Source organism: Dyadobacter psychrotolerans, assembly GCF_004349265.1.
Taxonomy (GTDB): domain Bacteria; phylum Bacteroidota; class Bacteroidia; order Cytophagales; family Spirosomataceae; genus Dyadobacter; species Dyadobacter psychrotolerans.
The window spans coordinates 169,171-190,671 of sequence record NZ_SMFL01000014.1 but is presented as its reverse complement, the minus strand read 5'-3'; the positions used below and the strand labels follow the sequence as shown (position 1 = coordinate 190,671).

The window sequence follows — 21,501 nt, the reverse complement described above, 5'->3', positions numbered from 1 at the left end:
ATGGCAATAATGCAGCTGATTGAAGACAGGCATGCTAAATCATCGACTATCATAACTTCTCAGTTACCGATTAACAAATGGTATGATTACCTGGCAGAACCGACTCTGGGCGATGCCATAATGGATCGAATTTTACAGCATGCAAACCGTATCGAATTAAAAGGGCAGTCAATGAGAGTAAGAATGAATATGCAGCAAAATCCAGTTTAGTTTTTAATTTTGTAATGCTACTGATTATATCTCTTCTAAGTGGCTCAGTTTGCAGCTCCGAAGGTGGCTCACTTTCAATGCCATACTCAGTTTGGCTATTTAGCATTTATTCATAACTGAAACTTCCTTGTTTTAGGGAAGATTACAGTAACGTTTCATTTATCCTAAGTCAATACCTATTCCAGGTTGTTGGTAACACAAAAGGAGGTGAACGCACTTGATTTGCAACGATGAGTGGTTGCGTGAGTAGGTAGATGCTGGGCTGTATGAAGAATAACTCTCATTGGAATATATTACAACAAAGAATTTGAATTTTTCTTTGTTGATGACGTAATTCTTGGGTGATTATGCATCGTTTTCGGACGCATATTTGGCCGCAAGAACGCCAATTTGAGTTTTAATTCCTAATGAGCAGCTTGAATCCGAAGGTCAGGCTTTGCTTACAACGAAGATTATTCGAAATGGCATTTGACATTAAAGCAACCATAGAGGCACTCAAATCGAAAAATTTATTTGGTCGTATCTAACAGATAATCAGATCACTTTAAATGTTAAATCGTTATAAGAACACAAGATGTGTTTTAAGATAGAAAACTCAGCTTGCGATCGGTCACAAAATCGGTAATGATTCGCGATTTGTATTTTAAATCCTGCTGGTAGCGTAATGATTGTAAGACACTGGTGGAAGTAAGTCAGGCTCTTAAAACTGGTCTCAACTTTCAAACATGTTTGCCAGATAACATTTTGGAAGACATCAAGTCAAAATCGTGCTGGTTGATTTCAAAGAAACCCAACCGGAAAGGATAGCCCCAGCTTTTTTTGTTTACGATAAAATCAAGCTGATCAACAAGAGGTAAAACGGGAATATCCCCGCTTTGCAAAAAGTTGGTCCGGCGACGGAAAGGCTCAAAGTTCTCTGAGATCTTAACCTGAAAAATTTCCTGGTCCGAAATTTCGCCAATGGCGGTAGACTCCTGACATTTATCAGTTTTGCCTAATGTCTGCTTGGATGAATAATAAATAACAAAATCGTTCTTATGCATGCGCTTTAGGGGGCCTGCCTTTCCATGATTGGCCTGTGTGATGCCCGCAGCAACACCATTTTTTACATGGTCTTTGGAAGCAGCGATAACCCAGTACTTTCTGCCTCGATTTTCTTCTGTCATAAAAAGACTGGTTAGCTGACAAGGCTTTTGGAGTTGTTGAAAAAAAAGATATATTGTTGTTGTAAATATAGTATATGTGGCTACTATATTCAAATGTTTTTGAGTTATTTTCTGTCTGATGGTAAAGCGTATATAGGTGATGGTAAAAATTGTAAGCTGCCAGTTGACATAGGCGCATCTAATAGCTGCCGCAAACCAGCTGGCAGTGGAGACAATGCACTTTACGGCTATTGCCTTATTGATATCTGTGGAAAACACATGTCAATCCCCCACAAATTCGGATGTCTATTTTCTTGCGATGATCTTCATATGGAATTCAATGGAATCCGACATCGTTTGGTTAGCCAACTTATCATAAAACTTTGATGATTTATATCGCACATCCCATTGTGTTCGGTCAATGACCAGCTTGCTATCCGCTTTGACAATTCCGTTTCTGACTTCGAATTTGACTGGAAAAGTAACCGGGTGCGTGATACCTTTAATGGTTAGATTTCCTGTAATATTTTGATTTTTGTCGTTTACTGGCACAACGCTGGTAATGGCAATTGTAGCATACGGAAATTTTTCAACCTCAAAAAAATCAGGATCTTTTAAGTGATTTACAAGTTTGTTATCACGCCCGTGGTTTTTATCTTCAATTGTATTCATGTCGACTTCAACTGTACCACCGGTAAGTTGACCGTTTTCAATCATTAATTCTCCTTTTGATATATAGATATAGCCTGTTTGACTGTTTAACCCGCTTAGATTCTGACCTTTCCACGTTAGAACACTTTGCTTCGTATCTATCATCATGTACTTCTCATTCCCAGCATGTAAGGATAGCGGGCTTGCCGTTGAATTAATTTTATTTTCTTCTTTTGCAGTTGCTCGGCAACTGAAAGCTAAAAAAGTAATAAATAAGGTTAAGTTGTTGATTGATAGCTTATTGTTCATGCAATAGAAATGATATGGATTCATATTAATTGAAAAATGATATAAAATCAGCAGTACATAATATTTCTGAGTTTAAAATTTTAACATCCTTTATTCGGTATGACATAAATCGCCTTGCCTGCAACAGCTAAATTGAAGCCATAATTTTCGGTTGGAGGAAGTGATAGCTGTTGCCATGTTTTGCCCATGTCTGGTGAGCGAAATATACCATCTGAGCGGCCACATATTAAATATTTACCCATTTGTTTGATTGATAAAATATCCGATGAAGATTGAAGTAAGCCTAATTTTTTTATCAATAAACTGCCCCAGGAAGGCTGAAGGTCTTCACTGATGGCATTCCAAGTTTTTCCACCATCGATTGATATGTGTATGCTGTTTGTCTGGGTTACGGTGTTGTTTGTTATAGCAGCAAATCCTGCGGCAATATGTTCCACAGCGATGCCTGCACCCCCTTCACTGATCACGCGATCCCAATTCTGACCATCATCGGTAGATCTTAATATTCCCTCTTTGCAGGTAGCCAAAAGTACACCGTTTGACTCTGCCAATTTCATTGTACCGTTCCCGGCATTCACTTGTTTCCAGGTTTTTCCGCTGTCAGTTGATCTAAATAGACTGTTGTTGGAGCTAATGAAAACTGCGCCTTTAGTAGTTTCAAAAACGGTGCTTACAAATTTCTCTTTAAAATTTTTGTACATCCAATCATCCATCGTTCCGTTTAGGCGTACGGCCTGCTCTTGAAAATTCTTGTACACGGGCGACCAATTAATCGTTCCGTTTAATTTTTGTAAAAACTGACCTCTGAAATTATAGGCATATATCCCATGGTGGCCAGGGGTAATGTTACGCTGTTTACCAGGGAAAATATCTTTTGTCCAAAAAGAATTGGAGCAATTTGGTTCGCTGTGATAAACCCCATTTCCGGCACGTAAATAAAGCCCGTGGTCATTTGCAAAGAAACCATCGCTGGGCACACCTTGTTTCTGCAGGTTTTCCGGCAGCCCTTTGCTAATGTCCCGCCAGGTTTGTCCGCCATCAACAGATTTGAAAATGATGTTGACAATCCCTGCTGATTTGCCCTCCTTGGTTGGTTTCTTTTTTGCTTCCCTATCTTTTAGCACAAAAGAATTTAGTAGAACTATCAGGAGGATAGCTGGAATAAATACAGATATTTTTTTCATGTTTTGTTAATTTATAGTAAACCATATTAACTCGTAATAAGCGGAAAGTAGCAGGTGGGGAGCCAGCCATTATTTCTGATCCTCTTTATTTCTAAAATCCGTGACGGTCTTTCCGTCAAACTGATACACCCCATTCATAGATCCAAACCAGATACTTCCATCATCGGCTTCCAAGATCCCGCAAAGCATTTTTTCTGTTGACATAATTTCTGTTGCAACAGGCATTTTACTGGACAAGGCCTGCTGATCATAACGGAAAAGTTTCCAGGCGCCCACTCCGTTAGGATTTACTGCGCCGGTAGTCCACAGGTTTCCTTTTCTGTCTGCGATGATAGCAGAATTGCCCCTCTGATTAATTTTGGTGAAGCCACTGCCGTCATAGCACCAAAGACCAGCTGTAACGACGAGCGTATCGCCTTTTTTGTCTTCAATTATTGCGGCTCCAAACCAGATATTGCCCATTTTATCTTCGGTTATACCCCAGACGTTATTGAAGGCTTTACCATCCTTATTTCTTAAAATGGTAAATGTTTTTCCATCATAAAAACAGGCCTCGCCGCGTGTGCCAATCCATAATTTGCCGCTTCTGTCTTCGATAATCGTATTAATACCGTTATTGGGAAGGCGGTCTTTCGTTGTAAAATTTTGAAAGAATTGTCCATCTGACCGTCCGGAAACTGCCCGTTGGGGATCGTAACGGCTTATTCCGCCTCCGGTACCGAACCAGATAATGCCGGCCTTATCTTCAAAAATGCGTAAAACAGAATTACTGGCAAGCCCCTGTCTGGTTGTGAAATGTTGAAAGGATTTTGCCTGTTTAGGATAATAATAAACACCTGAATCGGTCGTAGCAACCCAAAGGTTTCCGGCCCGGTCTTCCAGAACATCCCAGAATCTGCGCGAACCAAGTTTACTTGTTAGATTGGTGAATATTTTTCCATCATACCGAAAGACACCAGCAAATGAGGCAGCAATCAAAACGGAACCATTTCGGCCTTTTTTTACATTACGGACCATTGTTTTAGGCCCGTAGGAACTGACTGTATCTATTGTTTCGGACCTGGTTTTATCATCTGAAAGGTCAGTTTTGGTCCTTCCACAGGAAGCGCAAAAAGCAAGCATCAACAGGCCGCAAACGTACAAGAGTTTCGTCATTTTTTTGTTTTAAGGATTTGAACCACTGCGGTGGCTGCAAAGCTGGAACGCTTTGTGATGGTGTCTGTTAAGATCCGGTAAAAGAAGGTTAACGAAATGTAAAAGTTGTTTGCGCAACCCCAAACGCCATCTGATACCTGCAACAGGGGTGCGTGCTCATCCTTTAAAAAAGCGCAGCTTCAAAGTGCGACCTTCGTTGGCCGGATGCGATCAGGCTGGCTTTTGATAAATAGAATTAAATCTGCGAATTTAGCCACTGAATTTTACATGATGGAATTAAAATGAAGATTCAAAACCAAAATCCCATGCTGATTGAAGAATATAAAAATAGTTGGGCAAACGACTTCGATACATTGGCAGCAGTGATTCTGGAAGCGTTAAGCGGATTGGATGTCAGGATTGAACATGTTGGCAGTACCGCTGTTTGCGGATTGGCTGCAAAACCCATCATCGATATGGATCTGGTTTATCATCAGCATGCAGACTTTGAAAAAGTTAAATCAGCTCTGATCAGCATTGGATACTTCCATAATGGTAATCAGGGAATTGCTGACAGGGAAGTCTTCAAAAGAAACAATAAAGCTGCTCTGCCAGCAGTGTTGGATTCGGTTGGGCACCATTTGTATGTTTGCTGCCAGGATAGTCTGGAACTAAAAAAGCATATTTTATTGCGGGATTATTTGGCTGCTAACAAGGAAGCCAAAATGCAATACCAAAACCTGAAATATCAGATTGCCCTTGAAGCTAACCAGGATAAAAAGATATATGCGCATTTAAAAGAAAATAAAGCGAAAGCATTTATCGGGACGGTGCTAACGGCGGCCCAAAAAGAGAAAGGGGAGGACCAGATATTAAAAACCGGAACGGAAAAATAAGGCAGCCGGCAGAGCAAACGCGTATTTTTTTCAAGTCAAAAGGCTGTCTCAATCTGAATTGAGACAGCCCGGTAATAGTGCCTGCAGTTTTTGAATTTTACTTTTAGAGGGATTTATTGTTTTATGATTTAAATGCCTGGGCTTTCCCTGCAAACTTAGATCTAACATTGCTTGTAAAAAATACCTGATGGCAGGTAAAAACTCATTTCTTGGCGGCGTACCGAAACAAATTATATTATTCTTTAACAAGTTTAACAACCCTTCCATCAGCCATGTGCAGAAGATACAAACCCGGATTGTATGAGCTCATATTAATCGGTAGCTGTCGCTGATTGATCAAAATTTGACGTAATCTAACGCCCGAAGCTGTGCTCAGGCTCGCTTGAGATCCCAGATATGACTTGTCGGGTTCGACTGTTACTGCTTGCTTCACAGGGTTGGGATATGCTATCAAAGCACGCACCTGATCAGAATTCAGACTCACTACGCGGCTATAGGCAAATGTGCCGTCCAGATCCAGCATGCGAAGACGATAGTAGGTAACAGCTCGCAGACTGCCCAACGGCGCATCCTTAAAACAACCCAACAGATTGCCCGGATGCTTTCTCTTAGCTAACTAACTGTTGAGACGCACCGCAAAAATATTAACGCAAAGCTAAAACTTAACAGCAAACAGGAATTTTATGATTTTCTGCAAAGTATTTAAATGTTCTGCGGCAATAGATTCTGGTTTTTAAAGCGGGTTTTAATTATGAATCTTCTTAAAAACCCTCTGTAAATTACAGGTTACGGTCATGGATGTGTTTGTGAGAATAACCCTGGCAGCCGGCGCGAACTTCAAAGTCAAATTTTACTGTCTTTGAGGCCTTATTCTAGGTATATTTGAAGGTCAGAATGCTCTTTTCGATTCGCTGATCATTGTCATTGCCTGACACTTCCAGGCTTGCTCGGTCGGCAAAGCGAAACAGGGAATAAATTTCCAGGCTATTTTCCTGTCGGTAGACATGTTTTCAACCCATTCCAACAAGGTCGTTGCCGGCAGGTTTAGGAACAAAGGTTCGGATTGCTGTTTATCAGCTTTCGAACATGAAAGCATCGCAGCAATTAGAGCCACCAACAATAATTTGTGTTTGATGGCTTATGATTTTTATGCTTCCTTGTCAAATGCACGACGATCAGCAACTAGTTCTGCTGACCTGCCACTGCGGTTTTAGCGTTGGTGATGTTGTTACCGGCAAGCGTAATATTAAAAGGTGCAATATCCTGCATTACGCGGGATGGATATTTACTGGTATCAAACTTTCCTGTCCAGTCTGCATTTTTACTATCGCCGATCAAAATCCCGGTCGATACATTGCTGATACGATTATTTTTTACCAGACAATCGCTGGCCGCTACATAAAAGCCAGTTTCGGATTTACCTTTTGACATGCCATACATAAACCGGATCGCAGTCGGCATTCCCTGTAATGTATTGTTAGTGATGGTGTGATTGGTTCCGTTGATGCGAATTCCTCCCGTGCCAGATGCAAAAGTATTGCTATCGATCAGACAATCGTGACCGCCACGCATGACGAGTTCTCCGTGGTTGTCCTGAAAATAATTTTTCGAATAAGTGTTTGAAGAGCTTTTATTGCTGACAATCTCTGACTCGCCATTGCAGCGGACGAAACGGTTTTCACGAACAACGGTGAAAGCTTTTAAGGTTCCCAGCAGCACCGGTTCCTGCCCCACCTGAACGCACTCCCCGCCATTTGCTCCTTTCCAGCTTACGCGGTTTTTGTCACTGAAAACGTTATGGTCGATCATCGTTTAAACCGGGATAGCATCACTGGCAATTTTGACCTGTACTTCCTGGTTGTCGATATTGCCGGTAAATACGCAGTGATCGATGCGGTTGTGCTGTCCGGTTCCTGATACAACAACAATGGGCATGTATTGAGATTTTAGCGTATTTTTTGTAAAACGACAGTCCGTAATTCTGCAATAACTGGATTGTTTCAACTCGATTAAAACGCCGTTTCCGTTTGGCGTTTTAAAAAGGTTACAATCTGTAAAAGATAACCCGGAAATTTCTGTGTAACTGCCTGTAAGAAGAAATATAGGTTTACTGACATCACCTGAGAATATCACTTTACCGGCGCTTTGCGCCCGAATCCGGATGGGTTTATCTGCACTAGCTTTTGTAGGCACAGTCAGACACCAGCCGTTATAAGTACCGTTGGCTATGATGATTTGATCGCCAGCAATCACTTTTTCAACTGCCTGTTTGAATTCTTCTTCGGTTTTGACCTGGTAGGATTCTGCCGCCATGGTTGTTATTGTCAGTAATGCGCAATAAAAAAACAGCAGGAAGTTTTTCATAGTAAAACAAATAGGTGGCAACTATCACTTAAAACCATAAAGGCCATCATTTTTACTGAGTAGCTGTAACCAAACCAGATTCGACGTATATCACTGCAAGTCTCTTATACGGAAAGCGAAAAGTAAAACGTATATTAATGAAGACGGACATCTTAGTTTTGTTATAATCTGCAAAAGTGTTAATATCTGATAGTAAGACCTATATACGCTTTCACCAGTGATTTAGCCGGAAAATAGTTTTCAAATTCCAATTTTAATCTCGTTTTAATTCTAAAATATGTGCTGAATTAAAATGTTGTAAGTACTTTTAGCATTAATTATAATTGATCCAAATTAAAACAGATAATGAAGCGTATTTTTACAGTTTTTTTTCTTTTAAATATTTTACTTGTGCAAGCTTCTCTTGCGCAAACAACGAATGGCAGTATCAAAGGCAAGGTTAAAACCAGCGATGGTAAAGCTGCTGCATATGTAAGTGTGGGTCTGAGTCAGTCGGGTAAAGGAACCGCTACTGATGAGGATGGCAATTATCTGCTTACGGATATCAAACCAGGAAATTATACTTTGAAAGTTTCTTTTGTGGGTTTGACGACTCAGCAGCAACAGATAACCGTTTCTTCAAGGCAGCAGACTGTGCAGGACTTTGCGTTGACAGAAAGCGCCTCCCAGCTCAACGAAGTGATTATTACCAGTGGAAACAGCTTTAATAAACCCGTTTCTTTGGGTAAGGCTGATATCAAACCGTTGGATCTTCCGCAGAGCATGGGCGTAATTCCAAGTAAGATCATCGCCGACCAGCAGGCTGTTCGGCTTGGAGATGTTGTGAAAAATGTCAGCGGAGTGTCGCTTACCCAAAGCAGGGGCGGGGTGGCAGAAACCTTTTCTGCACGCGGATATAGCATAGGTATTGCCGGCTCCGGGGGAAGTATATTTAAGAATGGTGTCATTTCAAATACACAGGGGTTCCCCGATGCCAGCACGCTGGAAGCCATCGAGGTTTTGAAAGGGAGCTCCGCTTTGCTATACGGAAATGTTTCTGGCGGTGTTATCATCAATATGGTTACCAAAAAACCGGTATTCAACTGGGGTGGTCAAATATCGATGATGGCAGGAAGTTATGGTCAGTACAAACCAACGGTTGACATACACGGGCCGATCACAAAAAATCTGGCTTTCCGCGTTATTGGAACACATGAAAACGCAGACAGTTATCGTGACGTGGTGCACACCAACCGCACCTATGTGGCACCATCACTGCTTTACAAAATCGGGCAAAAAACCGATGTGCTCGTGCAGGTCGATTATCTAAAATCAGATCTTGTTCCTGATGCGGGTGTGGGCATTCCAAACAACCGTATTACCGTAACTGAGGTGCCTGACGCGCCGCGCAACCGGTTTTTATATCCAAAATGGGCGTATAATAATACCAAACAGACATCGGGTTTTCTAACGATTAATCACCGTTTTAACGACAGCTGGAAACTGACAGCAATCGGATCGGCTCAGAATACAAAAGTGGACGGATTCGGCGTGGGTGTGCCGATGACAATTGCCGCCAATGGCGACTGGACAAGGACGCTGAGTGCTGTGAAATCTGGTGAAAAGGACTACACCGGGCAGCTGAATTTAAACGGAAATTTTAAAACAGGCGGTATCAGACACCAGTTGCTGTTTGGATCTGACTTTACCAGGATTGTCTCAGAGAACAATACCTTTAAATATACCACTGCGGCCGGCGTTGTCGGCACGGCCTATGATAAAATCAATATTTATAATCCGGCTACTTTTGACGTCCGTAATGATGTTCCATCGATTGCTGATACGGCATTGACTACCACGCCACAGAACCGGATGGGTATTTATGTGCAGGATCTGATCAGTTTGACCAGTAAATTTAAGGTGCTTGCCGGGTTACGGTGGTCTTATCAAAAGGCTTTTCAGACAACGATATTTAACAAAGAAAAACAGCAGGAAAGAAGAGGAACAGCTGCGGATAAGTCGGATGATGCCTTCTCACCGAAGGTGGCCTTGATTTATCAGCCGATTCAGACCAGCTCGGTATATGCCAGTTATACCAACAACTTCACGATCAATTCCGGAACCGATATCTATGGAGATAATCTTAAACCATCTATTATCAATCAGTATGAATTGGGTTTAAAAAACGAGTTTTTGAATGGCCGGCTTTCTGCTAACGTGAGTGTTTACCGGATTCAAAACAGTAATTTCGCCCAGACAGCGCTCGTAGATGTGAATGGTAATGCAAATACCAACAGCAACATCAGGGAGCTGAGCGGTGAGACAACCAGCGACGGTCTGGAGGTAGATTTTAACGCGACGCTTTCTAAAAATTTCTATTTTATTGCCGGTTATGGTTACAACTACATGCGTTATACCAACACTACGGGTCTTGTCGGCTCACAGGTTGAAGCAGAGCGGTTGATCAATAACCCGGCTCATACAGCGAACGGATCCGCTTTCTACACCTTCGATAAAGGCAGTATGAAAGGACTCAGGCTGGGTGCTTCGGCTTTTTATACAGGAGAAAGAACAGGTGGCAACAATAATGTAGTGGGTTTAAACGCAGGCTTGAACAATACGACCGCAGCTCAGTCATCCTATAATGCACAGGTGCCCTTGAAAGGCTTTGCAACAGTTGATCTTTCCGCGGGTTATGGCTTTCGCCGTTTTGCATTACTGGTTAAGGTTTCCAATATCTTCAATGAGTTGAATTATATTGTTCATGACCGTTACAGTATCAACCCAATTCCGCCACGGATGTTTGCAGCGACATTATCGTATAAATTCTAATTAATTTTTGCAAATTTGACCGGAGGAAGCCAGGCTTCTTCCGGTTTTTTGTGGCCTGGCCATAATGAAATGCTTAGGGCTCCCGGCTGAAAGTTGTTTTTTGAATCCAATGAAATTTTTTTTTCCTGCACTTTTTATTTTTTCCTGCTCGTTTTGCTCTGCGCAGGTTTTAAGAAAGCGAACAACGATGCTGATGGGGGCAAGGTTCGATATTACAATTGTGGCCAAAGATTCAGCGCTTGCTGAAAGCAGCATTGATACAGTGATCGCTGAGATTACCAGAATCGAAAATCTGATTTCTGACTGGCGACCGCAAACCCAGGTCTCGAAAGTTAATGCCAGTGCAGGAATAGCGCCCGTTCAGGTTGATGCGGAGGTCTTTGCGCTCACGGAAAGAGCGCTGGATCTTTCCAGGCTTACAGCCGGCAGTTTTGATATCAGTTTTGCGGCTATGGACCGAATCTGGAAATTTGACGGCTCAATGGAAACTATGCCGACTGCGGAGGTTATAAAAAAATCAGTTGAAAAGGTCGGTTACCAAAACATTGTGTTAGACAAAGTAAATTCAACGATTTTTTTGAAAGAGAAGGGCATGAAAATTGGTTTTGGCGCTTTGGGGGAAGGGTATGCAGCAGACCGTTGCCGTGAAATGATGCTTTCCAGAGGTATTAAGGCCGGTATAGTCAATGGCTCGGGTGATATGAGCACCTGGGGCAAACAACCCGATGGCAGTGACTGGGTGATTGGCATCAACGATCCTGCCAGAAAAGGTAAGCTTTTTGCGGTCATACCGCTGCGTCAGGGCGCGGTTGTCACCTCAGGGAGTTATGAAAAATTTGTTGTTTTTAATGGAAAACGCTATTCGCACATTATCAATCCTTCAACGGGTTATCCTGCCACAGGTCTTACCAGCGTGACCGTTTTTGGCCCGAGCGCGGAAGCGTCTAACGGTTTTAGTACTTCATTGATGGTGATGGGAAAACAGGCCGGACTGGATCTGATCAACCGCTTTGGCGAATATAGCTGTGTGATCATTACAGATGATGGTAAAGTATACTGCTCGAAGAATCTGGACATTTCTAAATACAGACGCCGGTAATTGGTTTAATACCACAGCCGGTCAGGCTTCACTGCGCAAATCAGTCTCAGATCAAAAAAATAGAAAATATTCTATTTAGCATAGAAATATTTTTATCGCTATATTTGTCACCCAGACTTGGTTAGCGGTGTGAGTACTATTGAATAGTTTTCTTCAATTAAGCGTTGCTATTTTCCCTAACTCCCCCAACAAACATGTTGAATCCACTAAACAGAATTGTTTCGGCAATGCTGGACCGCTGGCCGCATTCGAGGATCATCAAACATGGCAATCTTCCCTACACTGCGGCATTTCCCGTCTCCAAAATGATCATTGATAAGAAAAATCTGTGGTTCATCTCTTTTTTAACACCGGGCATTGGCTTGCTGAAGGTGATCTACTGTCAGCTTTCCCGTGCAGATCAGTTGAGTCGGTCAAATTTTCTTTCTGACGAAAATCAGCCGGATCCGCTGCTGAAATTTAACACCAAAACCCTGTTTGTTCACTATCTGCCAGAAGCGGATTCATACAAAGTCGAATTCTTCAATGACAAAAATGAGTTGATCGCAACCGACGCAGGCGGCTTAGACGAACTGATTTATTACATTGAGTGTGCGTTTGGCGGGGTGCAAATCTGACAAGTATCAGCCTTTTATTCTACAATTTTTTATTCATCCTGATCGGTATCGGAAATAGCCATTTTTTTGTAAAGCCTTGTCTTCGCCCGGCGTACACTGGCAGGGTCAATGCCGAGCAGCGCAGCTATTTCTTTGGTAGAAAGTTTGATATAAAAATAGGCATATATCCTTGTTTCTCTGGCAGTAAGCGTGGGATGCTTTGCAGTTAAGTTCTCAAAAAAATCAGGATGTACCTGCTCAAAATGTATTTTAAATTTGTGCCAGTCCTTATCCAGCTGTAGATTATCTGTTAAAAGCGACTCGATATTTTTTAATTCCTTGGGCACACCATCCCGGTTAGCCCTGTTCATGTCCTGAACCTGCGTTTTAAGCTGAGTCAGCAATTCGTTTTTTTGAACCATGTAAAGCGTCGAGGAGGCGAGTTCTCTTTGATTGACCTGCATGCGCTGCTTCAATAATTCGTTTTGCGTTTTTTCGGATTCGATTTCAGTTTGTACCTTTTGTATTTCCATTTCATTGAGCTGATTTCGGTACGCTATTTCCCTCAGATCAAAGGTCAGTTTGTTGTTGTTAAGCTCACTGGCTTTAAGTTGGTTTTGAATGGTTTTTGTCCGGGCCACAAGTGCTATCGAAAAAGCCAGTGCCTGTGCAATGGCTGCCAGCTCGGGCAGCCAAAACTTTTCGTCTCCGCTAAGAGAAATAAACATGTGATAAATCGGAATGCCCAGCATAAACAGCAGTGTCAGCAGATTGGCCATCAGAAAAGACCCGGCAGCTGGTAGCTTGCTAAGAAACCCCTTAATGCAGGTAAAGATGATGATCAAAATCAGAAAGAGACAATAGGCGTTATCATAAATCAGGGTAATGCCTTCGAAATTCCATCCACCCAAATTAACTATTGCAGCGATCACGCTAAGAATGATGTAAAAATTTAAACTATATCGCAGGGCCTTGTCGCAACCTGGCAGCGTTGCCGGAGTTTTAAGAAAACTACGTGTGAAATGTACGAAACCGAAAAAAGTAAAAATGATCGCAACGTGCATTAACAATTTATTTATATCATAAAATTCGAGCACCGAACCGAGTCGGAAATTAAAAACCGGACTGGGAAAATAGATGTGAAAATACCACCGGTAAGAGGCTATATATAGCATTCCGCCAAGTTGGCCGATTAAGTAATATAAAATGGCAACGTCTTTAAAGCTTAGATATACGTAAAGATTGTTTACAAAGAAGACCAGTAGTACGATCATGGCCGTGATCAGCGCAGTCTGAATTTGCTGCTCGTGACGCTGGTCGATCGTTTGAGGTATAAATAAGAGCGTTGGCTTTAATTTTTGACTTGTTTTTGTTGCAGAAGTTAAATCAATTTTGAAATACAACAAATTATTTGTTTTGGGCTGCATTTCAATTTGTTCTATCCCCAGAAGCCGTGATGGCTGATAGCTTAAAAGTCCCGATTGCCGGCTTAACCACTTTTGAGCGGTTGGGTCAAAGAAATAAAATGTATTTTTTAGACCTGGAAAAACACGGATCGTGTATGCTTTGGCTGTTGGGTAGGGGTTGATGACTTGTATTTTGAGCCAGTAAGCATAGCCAGATGACAGCGCTGAATCCGGCTTAAAGTTAAGCGCGGAGTCAGTCTGAATCCTTTTAAAATCATATCCCTTGTCTGGTAGTACTGTAAAATTCTCAAACCGGATTTGCTCACTTCCTGCCAGCGGCTGTATGACTGGTTGGGTGCTGGCTGGTGCAGATATTATAAAAAGCAATAGCAAAATGAATGCTCTATTCAAGATTAATGGCGTTGAGTTAGACTATCAAACGGAAAGAAACTTTTAAAAGTACAAAGTTATCTAAGAAACGCCAGAAGCGGCAGGAAAGGTTAGCAATCTTCCGTAAAGAAGACTTTCTCAAATTCAGGTTAGATTTCTGCTGTTGTGCAGTAGGTCAGATTACTGTTTGGCTGTGATACTTTACCTGATTATTCCACAACTTCCGCGTTTTTAAGAATGTAATTCAGATGCTCAATATTTCCCGGATTTAATACTAATTTACCTTTGACCGTTTTAATAGCATCGGTCTTAAATTTTTGCCGTTGATCTTTGAGCTGCAACTCAATGATGGATTCAGGGCCGGCTGCGCCGCAAAAAAAACACATGGCCATCGGCTGCGATGAAATCACATAAACGTTGTTTTGCTCATCAACCGGAATGACGTAGCCCCGAATCTGGATCTCTTTGCCATTCAGCGCCCCGACAGAAGGCCCGAATGTTGGGTACAGAAAATACATTTCTGCCTGCTTGTTGAATTTACGCGTGAATTTCACGTCGGTCAACCTTTTCCAGCCAATTGCAACGGGAGTGAATTTTTCCTTGGCCAGCAGTGAGCAGATCAAAACGCTGGCAATTGTCATTATTTTCATAGTCAGTTTTTACTTTTTAGATCTTCGATTTGCTTGCCGATTGCTTCAATGGCTTCTTTGGCTGTGATCTGATAGTCGAGCATTGACTGAGCCGTCATTTTTGGAGCTGGTTTATGCTGATGCTCATTTGCATGCGGGTGATTGTGCTCAAAGCCGCCAACTTCCAGGATCGAATCCTGCCACAATGCAATCAAACCCGTAAGACTGTCTATTTTTTGAATTGCTGCAGAATCTGCCTCTTTCTCTTTGAGGAGCCTTAGCTCTTTCTCTAAATCCTGACCTAGCGCAATTGCCTGCAGGTGAACCTGATTGGCCTTTGCAAGTTTTTCTGTGTTTTGCTGATCATCTCTGCATGCGGACAGTGAAAAGACTAAAATTAACATGACCGGATAGAAAATTGTTTTCATGATTGTGAACTTATGTATTTGCAACAACGTTGCAAATATCACAAAAAAGAGTGAATTTTAAAATACCGTTGGCATGATTCTCAAATCTATTTCTTCTTTATGCGTTGCTTTGCTAATCTGGTTTCTTCATCTGGGATGCTGTCTGATACCATTGTTGGCTGCTACGGCCGGATTGTTTCCATCCTTTGCACCGTTGATGCCGCACAAAACAGTTTTTACACTGCTACAGCTATCGGTATTTATTTACATCAGCATCAGATTGGCCAGATATTACTTTTGGCGGGCTTATTTTCACAGCAGACTTGAAAAACGATCATTTCAATTTGGTTTTTTAATTGCTGTTGCAAGCCTGCTGATGGGTTATTACGAGCCGCTGAAAACGGAAGAGCAGCGCATTGCCCAGCAGCAATTTGCGTTTTTTAAAACCCACCGGAATCTTCAAATCAGAATATTGGGAGACTATGATTCTGTACGTTTGCAAGAAGACATCCTGCTGATTAAGGGTGTCAAAACAAGCAGGATTCAAATTCCGGGCAGCACTTATTGTCTGACATTTCAAAGTAAGCTGGTTTCAAAAGCTGAAATTTTGTTCAGTTTGAGGCAAAAGGGGTATAAGTTAGCCTTGCAGGATGAATTGGGTTCAACCGCATTGTGAGTTGCTGTCTGCTAGGTTATATTATCGCGATTAAGACCTTTGTATTCTGGTGACGAGCGGCAGTGCAACGACTTGGTCCAAAATTTAGCTAAATGAATTCTTAGCAGTCATTTACAATATTGCTGACTACTTAGACTTCATCCTTAGGAAAGCTGAGCAGCACATGCGTATCCGAGCTTTCGCTGCGCATCGACAGACCGATCTCTAAGAGCATGGCAATTTCTTTGACCAGCACAAGACCAATCCCGCGTACGCGGTTGGTATGAGCAATGCTTTCAGGATCGGCCCAATTCTGGCGGGTATTTATCCAGTCAATAATATTATCTGCGATTAGTTTACCTGAATTGCTTATTTTCAAATTAAATGAATCCGTAGTTGTAGTTAGCGTTATCTGAATTTTACCTGCGATCGTATGCTTATTGGCGTTGTCAATCAAATTGTGCAGGATGATGCCTAGAAGATTAAAATTTGTTTTCACGCTGATCTTCTCGTCTACATCGATGATCAGCGCATTTTTGTTTGCAGCAAAAGTGCCATGAAACAGTGAAGCTTTTTCACGGACCAAACCAAAAAGATTTACATTTTCAGATTTCGAAATTTTTTGTTTGAGAGGGAGCTTGGTGAATTCGAGCAAATTGTCAACAAATGTGAGCATGTTGCCCAGTGATTTGTTTAGCTCGTCTGTATAGCTTTGTAATTCAATGGCTTGTGTGTTGGCGGCCAGATGCGCTACTTTTTCTGAGACCTGGACCACAAATTTAAAAGGGCCTCTGATATCGTGTGTAATGGAGGCAATCAATCGGGATTGAATGTAGGATTGATGCTCCAGTTCGTTCTGTGAGCTTTGCAGCAACACAAGCGTATCCTGTAGTGCTTTGGTTCGTTCTACAACTGCCTGTTCCAGAAGCCGATTCTCAAAATGCATCCTTTCCATGATCAGCTGCTCATTTTCCAATCGGGCCAGACGGGCTTCCTGCTCCTTTTTAACATAGTAAGCGGCGGGAATCAAAATGACACTCATCAGAATTCCTCTGCTGGATAGCATCAGGATTTTTATCAGCAATGGATTCTGGGCTGTCCGGAAAGGGAAATCTTTAAAGATCGGATTGAAGGTAAAATAGAACACATTGGAAAGAGCACAGCAGCATACCAATGAGAATAAAAGTTTCGCAAAAAGCGGCAACTTATCTTTATGTTGAATAAAGACAAGACAGTACCAGCACGTCAGGCTCATCAGAAAAATGACTAATTCTGAACCAATCAGATTGACAGGGTCATTCCATTGTCCTTCGGAAATTCTTGCAGGTAAAATAAAAAGCGGTATTGATGCAGCGACAATCAGTCCTGCTATATGTTCACGTCTGGTCATAAAATATTTGCTGCCGGTAGATAGGGCCTAAACAGTGCTCTGAGTCTTTTACAATGTAGTTTTTTATTCAGCAAGGACAGACATCCATCCATGTTGCTATCGGATTGTAAAATTGTAGAAAACAATCCTTAGTGCAAATTTTGAAGTATTTGTTTTTAAACTTTAACAAAAGGATTCTTTTTGCTATCCCATAGAAGCTTGAATGTAATAAGCATCCGGCGCGAATTCGATGAGCGGAGAGATTTATGTTTTGTCATCATAAGTTTTAACCGAAATTTCTTTGCTCCAACGCTTATGACATTGTTTCGTTACGGATCGCGTCTAATGTCTGTACGCTAAGCGGTTTTGGGTAATAGCCCTTTACAAATGGATTTTCATGGGCTTTTTCAATATCACTTGGATCAATCGAAGAAGAAAGAAGATAAATTCTGATCTGTTTATGGATTTTCTCTTCTAATCCTTCAAAGGCTTTAAGAAATTCCCATCCATTGATGATCGGCATGTTGATATCTAAAAACAGGATGCTACCACCATTTTCTGTTTGATGGATAAATTGTTCTGCGAGAAATTTTAGTGCTAGTTCAGAATCTGCAAAAAGCATGATCTGTGCCTCTTTATCAAATCTGAGAATTACGTGTTTGCAGACCAGATTATTTAAAGAATCATCGTCTACGACGATGTAGTGGTGTGGAATGCTCATTTTTGCGGAGGTTGTGATAAATATTAGACATTAAATTCGATCAAAAAGGTAGTTCCCAGGTTTACTTCACTGTTCACAGAAATGGTGCCACCCAGCATTTCGACCTGGGTCTTAACCATAAAAAGCCCCATGCCCTTGCCTTCCACGTGATGATGAAAGCGTTTGTAAAGCCCAAAGATCTGATCGGCTTTTTTATTCAAGTCGATACCCAGCCCGTTGTCTTTAAAACTGATGATCAGTTTGCCGGCTGTGAGGCTGCTTCGGATCTCAATCACGGGAGCAGTATCAGCTTTACGATATTTTATACTATTGAGGATAAGATTATAAAAAATACTGTGCAGATAGGTTTTCATCGTCTCAAATTCATCTGCTGCGGTAAAATCAGTGGTGATTCTGGCTTTCTCTTTTACGATCAAACTCTTTATACTCGACTGGATCGTGTCGACCAAAATCTGTAAATTAACCGTTTCTTTCTTTTCGCTGATTTGCCGTTTAACCTGTAATATCAGATTTAAATCAACGATCACATCATCCAGTCGCTGGACGTTTTCCAATATGCCATTCAAAAACTCCTGTCTGATATCAGAGGGGTAGGTTTCATCTTTTAGAAGTCCGCCCAGGCCTATAATATTAGCTACCGGTGCGCGCAGATTATGTGAAACCATGTATGAGAACTGTTCAAGACCCTTATTGGAAATAACCAGCTCGTTGGTATGTGCGCGCAGTTTATCGTTTAGATCATTTAGTTTTTTATCAGCCAGTTTTCTGGCGGTGATGTCTTTGAAAAAGACAGACAAACCGTTCGATGATGGATATGCGCTTACTTCCAGCCAGGAATCCATCGGCGGGTAATAGTCCTCAAAATGAACAATCTGCTTACTTTGAACGGCAAGATTGTATTTTTTATAGGATTCAGACCCGACGCTTTTGGGGAAAACTTCCCAAAGATTTTTGTTTAAAACATCCTCTTTTGTATGGTGTAAAAGCCTGTTGGCTTCCTTGTTCCAATAGTTGACTATCCAATCTTTGTCTACTGCAAAAAAGGCGTCTCCGATACTTTCAAGGATCACATTTTTTTCTTCGTAGGCCCTGAGTACTTCTAATTCCGTTTCTTTAATCTTATCGATGTCCTGAAAACTGCCATACAAAATACACTTTTCATTGACAAGTTCTGCTTCACCAATGACTCTGACCCACCGATCATTCCCATTCGCTGTCACAATCTGAAGTTCCAAATCAAAGGGCGTCTGATTTTTCATAACCAAATCAATGGCTTCCTGGACCTTCTGGCGGTTTAAGCCGGGCTTGTAAAAATCCAGGGCAGTTTTTGCCGTAGGAATAAAATCATGGTCTACTTCATGGATCAGTTTGGTCATCGGCGACCAGAAAAAAAGATCATTTGCCAGATCGACTTCGTAACTTCCGATCCGGGCCATGGTAGTGGCCTTGTCCAAAAGCCGCTCCAGTGCCTTTTTCTCTGTAATATCCTGGCAGGTTCCCATCAAACTGATAGGTAATCCGTTATCATCCTTTGAAACGATCCATCTTTGTTCTACCGTTTTTTGCGTGCCGCTGGCGGTTATGATGCGGTGCTCAATGTAATCAATCGAGGAGTCTTTCACTGAATCACGCAGTGCCCTGTCAACCTTTACGCGGTCATAGGGGTGACAAAACGCCAAAAATGACCGATGTGTCGGAGTAAACTGCTCATAATTGGTCTCGAAAATACGATATGCTTGCTCTGACCAGCTCAATTCAAAGCTTTGCAGGTCCATCTCCCAGCTTCCGATCTTGGCCATCGACTGGGCCTGTTTTAAACTTAACTCGCTCTGCGCCAAGCGTTGAATAGCAATTTTTTGTTCTGTAATGTTCTGATGTGAAAGTACAACTTTGGTCTGATCCTCACCAAATTTCATTACGTGAAGAACATACCATCTTTTTTCCTCAGGCGAATCGCACTGGTATTCCATTTCAAATACAGGTTTGTCCTTATTGAAAACGGATAGAACCCCATCTAATGCCTGTTTGGCAATCAAATCACCAGCTAGAATTGCTTTTTCGCAAATCTCAAAATAATTAGTGCCCTGCGAGGTCCTGGCAAGATTTACTGCGCCATTGGTTTTGCCAAAATCCGCCCATGCCTTGTTGACTGCTACAATAACGCCGGTATTGTCAATAACACAGATATGCGAGCCAAGTGAAGACAATATAGCGTTTGTAAACTTACCGCTTTCACTTAAAAGCTGCTCGCCTTGCACACGCTCTGTAACATCTCTGAAGTTATCGATGATTCCGTTTATGTCCGGATCATCCAGCAGGTTGGTAACGGTTGCTTCGATCCATCTCCAGCTTCCATCCTTGTGAAGCATTCTGCCCGTGTGACCGGGTATAGTTTTACCGGGATGGTTTAGTATTTTTTTTAGCATCAAGGTCATGTCGGCTATCTCATCAGGATGCATCAATGTAAATAAGTCCATATTAAGCACTTCATTTGGCTCATATCCTAAAACATTTTTTACCGATGCTGAGACGTATTTAGGTTTACCGCTTTGATCCAATATGACAACTCCGTCTGCACTATGTTCTATCAGGGCGCGGTACCGCTTTTCGCTTTTGATAAGGGTTTCTAAAAAGGTCTGATGGATTTTTTTTAGCCGAAACTTTTCAATAGCATTGGTAATGGCAACCGGCAGCCGGCTCAGACGGTCCTTGATAATATAATCGTCAGCGCCGTTAACGATCAGATCGACAGCGGCTTCATCGCTCATCGCCGCCGTTACGATAATAAAAGGGATGTTCAGATTGGCTTCTCTGAGGAGTTTCAGCGCTTCAATCGAATTGAAGGAAGGCAGTGAATGATCGGAAAGAATAATATCGGGTGAAAATGCTGTCAGTGCTGTGATAAACTTATCGCGGGTGTCGACGATCAGTTTGCGAAATGCAATGTTGGACTTTTTAAGTGTCTTTTCTACAAACAGCGCATCACTGGGCAGGTCTTCAAGATGCAGAATATTGATTGTCGTGTTCATGAGCTGCTTGATAGCGCGATTGGAAAATTGAAGCTGGTGCTCATTGTCTTGGTGCATTGTTGACCGCCAGCCAGTAAAATCCCAGTTCTGCAATGGTCTTAGAGAAATTGGCAAAACCAAGCGGTTTGACAACATAGCTATTTACGCCGAGCTGATGGCTTTCCATGATATCTCTTTCTTCATTCGAAGAGGTCATCATCACCACGGGTATGCGTTTGGTTCTCTCATCCGCTTTGATGATTCTTAGAACCTCCAAACCACTTATTTTAGGCATTTTTATATCCAAAAAGATGACTTTTGGTTTTATTTCCGGATCCCGGCTGGAGAATTCTCCCTTACCAAAAATGAAATCGATAGCCTGTGCACCATCAATGAGGTGAACAAGGTTATTAGCCAGGTTGTGCTTTTTTAACGCCCTGATTGTCAGTGCGGCATCGGATTTATTGTCTTCCACCAAAAGGATTTGAATCTCTTGATTTTCCATATTTTAAAGAAG

At 41.9% G+C, this 21,501-nt stretch carries 19 protein-coding genes and 2 pseudogenes; 7 read left to right on the top strand and 14 right to left on the bottom strand.

Annotated features, from left to right (window positions below):
- Window positions 1–210 (top strand): ATP-binding protein (locus tag E0F88_RS27665; protein ID WP_165940169.1); only part of this gene is annotated, 210 nt, incomplete at its 5' end.
- Window positions 211–929: 719 nt separating this feature from the next.
- Here E0F88_RS27665 and E0F88_RS27660 read toward each other — a convergent pair.
- The 4 genes from E0F88_RS27660 to E0F88_RS27645 all read right to left on the bottom strand — a co-directional run bounded on the left by E0F88_RS27660 (window position 930) and on the right by E0F88_RS27645 (window position 4,654).
- The gene (locus E0F88_RS27660; protein ID WP_131961581.1) at window positions 930–1,376 is read right to left on the bottom strand and encodes an EVE domain-containing protein; all 447 of its coding nucleotides are present in this window, start codon (window positions 1,374–1,376) and stop codon (window positions 930–932) included.
- Between the two features lie 285 nt (window positions 1,377–1,661).
- Window positions 1,662–2,315, bottom strand: a complete 654-nt coding sequence (locus E0F88_RS27655) for a YceI family protein (RefSeq protein ID WP_165940168.1) — start codon at window positions 2,313–2,315, stop codon at window positions 1,662–1,664.
- A gap of 80 nt (window positions 2,316–2,395) precedes the next feature.
- On the bottom strand, window positions 2,396–3,499 hold the full coding sequence (locus tag E0F88_RS27650; RefSeq protein ID WP_131961579.1) for a WD40/YVTN/BNR-like repeat-containing protein: 1,104 nt from the start codon (window positions 3,497–3,499) through the stop codon (window positions 2,396–2,398).
- A 69-nt stretch (window positions 3,500–3,568) separates the two neighbouring features.
- On the bottom strand, window positions 3,569–4,654 hold the full coding sequence (locus E0F88_RS27645) for a ligand-binding sensor domain-containing protein (protein ID WP_131961578.1): 1,086 nt from the start codon (window positions 4,652–4,654) through the stop codon (window positions 3,569–3,571).
- Window positions 4,655–4,935: 281 nt separating this feature from the next.
- Between E0F88_RS27645 and E0F88_RS27640 the strand changes: the two genes are divergently transcribed.
- Window positions 4,936–5,529, top strand: coding sequence for a GrpB family protein (locus tag E0F88_RS27640; RefSeq protein WP_131961577.1), 594 nt, complete (start codon window positions 4,936–4,938; stop codon window positions 5,527–5,529).
- 235 nt (window positions 5,530–5,764) lie between these two features.
- Here E0F88_RS27640 and E0F88_RS27635 read toward each other — a convergent pair whose 3' ends face one another.
- Entirely contained in the window at window positions 5,765–6,091 is a 327-nt protein-coding gene (locus E0F88_RS27635) for a T9SS type A sorting domain-containing protein (RefSeq protein WP_131961576.1), read from the bottom strand.
- Between the two features lie 66 nt (window positions 6,092–6,157).
- Here E0F88_RS27635 and E0F88_RS34880 point away from each other — a divergent pair.
- A pseudogene (locus E0F88_RS34880) lies at window positions 6,158–6,235 on the top strand (hypothetical protein); the annotation flags it as partial.
- Between the two features lie 183 nt (window positions 6,236–6,418).
- Here the strand turns inward: E0F88_RS34880 and E0F88_RS27625 are convergent.
- Together E0F88_RS27625 and E0F88_RS34410 are read right to left on the bottom strand one after the other, a co-directional pair.
- On the bottom strand, window positions 6,419–6,643 hold the full coding sequence (locus E0F88_RS27625) for a hypothetical protein (RefSeq protein WP_220466391.1): 225 nt from the start codon (window positions 6,641–6,643) through the stop codon (window positions 6,419–6,421).
- Between the two features lie 68 nt (window positions 6,644–6,711).
- Window positions 6,712–7,842 (bottom strand): annotated as a pseudogene (locus E0F88_RS34410) (polysaccharide lyase 6 family protein).
- 441 nt (window positions 7,843–8,283) lie between these two features.
- Here E0F88_RS34410 and E0F88_RS27610 point away from each other — a divergent pair.
- The 3 genes from E0F88_RS27610 to E0F88_RS27600 all read left to right on the top strand — a co-directional run bounded on the left by E0F88_RS27610 (window position 8,284) and on the right by E0F88_RS27600 (window position 12,420).
- Window positions 8,284–10,704, top strand: coding sequence for a TonB-dependent receptor (locus E0F88_RS27610; RefSeq protein ID WP_229213935.1), 2,421 nt, complete (start codon window positions 8,284–8,286; stop codon window positions 10,702–10,704).
- A gap of 109 nt (window positions 10,705–10,813) precedes the next feature.
- Complete coding sequence (locus tag E0F88_RS27605) at window positions 10,814–11,803, top strand: FAD:protein FMN transferase (protein WP_229213934.1); 990 nt, start codon at window positions 10,814–10,816, stop codon at window positions 11,801–11,803.
- Between the two features lie 194 nt (window positions 11,804–11,997).
- Window positions 11,998–12,420 carry a hypothetical protein gene (locus E0F88_RS27600; protein ID WP_131961571.1) on the top strand — a complete coding sequence of 141 codons (423 nt, stop codon included), beginning with the start codon at window positions 11,998–12,000 and terminating at the stop codon, window positions 12,418–12,420.
- A 29-nt stretch (window positions 12,421–12,449) separates the two neighbouring features.
- Here E0F88_RS27600 and E0F88_RS27595 read toward each other — a convergent pair whose 3' ends face one another.
- From E0F88_RS27595 to E0F88_RS27585, 3 genes are all read right to left on the bottom strand, one after another.
- Window positions 12,450–14,216, bottom strand: a complete 1,767-nt coding sequence (locus tag E0F88_RS27595) for a 7TM diverse intracellular signaling domain-containing protein (RefSeq protein WP_131961570.1) — start codon at window positions 14,214–14,216, stop codon at window positions 12,450–12,452.
- A gap of 188 nt (window positions 14,217–14,404) precedes the next feature.
- Window positions 14,405–14,845 carry a DUF3299 domain-containing protein gene (locus E0F88_RS27590; protein ID WP_229213933.1) on the bottom strand — a complete coding sequence of 147 codons (441 nt, stop codon included), beginning with the start codon at window positions 14,843–14,845 and terminating at the stop codon, window positions 14,405–14,407.
- 2 nt (window positions 14,846–14,847) lie between these two features.
- Window positions 14,848–15,252 (bottom strand): hypothetical protein, encoded by a 405-nt coding sequence (locus tag E0F88_RS27585; protein ID WP_131961569.1) that lies wholly within the window; start codon window positions 15,250–15,252, stop codon window positions 14,848–14,850.
- Between the two features lie 73 nt (window positions 15,253–15,325).
- On the opposite strand from E0F88_RS27585, the gene E0F88_RS27580 reads away from it, so the two are divergent.
- Entirely contained in the window at window positions 15,326–15,907 is a 582-nt protein-coding gene (locus E0F88_RS27580; protein WP_131961568.1) for a hypothetical protein, read from the top strand.
- A gap of 130 nt (window positions 15,908–16,037) precedes the next feature.
- Here E0F88_RS27580 and E0F88_RS27575 read toward each other — a convergent pair whose 3' ends face one another.
- The 4 genes from E0F88_RS27575 to E0F88_RS27560 all read right to left on the bottom strand — a co-directional run bounded on the left by E0F88_RS27575 (window position 16,038) and on the right by E0F88_RS27560 (window position 21,489).
- Entirely contained in the window at window positions 16,038–17,276 is a 1,239-nt protein-coding gene (locus E0F88_RS27575; protein ID WP_131961567.1) for a sensor histidine kinase, read from the bottom strand.
- Window positions 17,277–17,568: 292 nt separating this feature from the next.
- A complete protein-coding gene (locus E0F88_RS27570) occupies window positions 17,569–17,976 on the bottom strand; it encodes a response regulator (protein ID WP_131961566.1) in 408 nt (135 codons plus the stop codon).
- Between the two features lie 23 nt (window positions 17,977–17,999).
- Window positions 18,000–21,005: a PAS domain S-box protein gene (locus E0F88_RS27565; RefSeq protein ID WP_165940167.1), complete on the bottom strand. Its 3,006-nt coding sequence runs from the start codon at window positions 21,003–21,005 to the stop codon at window positions 18,000–18,002.
- Between the two features lie 40 nt (window positions 21,006–21,045).
- The gene (locus tag E0F88_RS27560) at window positions 21,046–21,489 is read right to left on the bottom strand and encodes a response regulator (protein ID WP_131961564.1); all 444 of its coding nucleotides are present in this window, start codon (window positions 21,487–21,489) and stop codon (window positions 21,046–21,048) included.
- Window positions 21,490–21,501 lie beyond the last annotated feature (12 nt).

Coding starts and splice junctions, on each gene's coding strand:
- E0F88_RS27660 (WP_131961581.1), bottom strand. CDS start 1,376: ATGACAGAAGAAAATCGAGGCAGAAAGTACTGGGTTATCGCTGCTTCC.
- E0F88_RS27655 (WP_165940168.1), bottom strand. CDS start 2,315: ATGAACAATAAGCTATCAATCAACAACTTAACCTTATTTATTACTTTT.
- E0F88_RS27650 (WP_131961579.1), bottom strand. CDS start 3,499: ATGAAAAAAATATCTGTATTTATTCCAGCTATCCTCCTGATAGTTCTA.
- E0F88_RS27645 (WP_131961578.1), bottom strand. CDS start 4,654: ATGACGAAACTCTTGTACGTTTGCGGCCTGTTGATGCTTGCTTTTTGC.
- E0F88_RS27640 (WP_131961577.1), top strand. CDS start 4,936: ATGAAGATTCAAAACCAAAATCCCATGCTGATTGAAGAATATAAAAAT.
- E0F88_RS27605 (WP_229213934.1), top strand. CDS start 10,814: ATGAAATTTTTTTTTCCTGCACTTTTTATTTTTTCCTGCTCGTTTTGC.
- E0F88_RS27600 (WP_131961571.1), top strand. CDS start 11,998: ATGTTGAATCCACTAAACAGAATTGTTTCGGCAATGCTGGACCGCTGG.
- E0F88_RS27590 (WP_229213933.1), bottom strand. CDS start 14,845: ATGAAAATAATGACAATTGCCAGCGTTTTGATCTGCTCACTGCTGGCC.
- E0F88_RS27585 (WP_131961569.1), bottom strand. CDS start 15,252: ATGAAAACAATTTTCTATCCGGTCATGTTAATTTTAGTCTTTTCACTG.
- E0F88_RS27580 (WP_131961568.1), top strand. CDS start 15,326: ATGATTCTCAAATCTATTTCTTCTTTATGCGTTGCTTTGCTAATCTGG.
- E0F88_RS27575 (WP_131961567.1), bottom strand. CDS start 17,276: ATGACCAGACGTGAACATATAGCAGGACTGATTGTCGCTGCATCAATA.
- E0F88_RS27570 (WP_131961566.1), bottom strand. CDS start 17,976: ATGAGCATTCCACACCACTACATCGTCGTAGACGATGATTCTTTAAAT.
- E0F88_RS27565 (WP_165940167.1), bottom strand. CDS start 21,005: ATGAACACGACAATCAATATTCTGCATCTTGAAGACCTGCCCAGTGAT.
- E0F88_RS27560 (WP_131961564.1), bottom strand. CDS start 21,489: ATGGAAAATCAAGAGATTCAAATCCTTTTGGTGGAAGACAATAAATCC.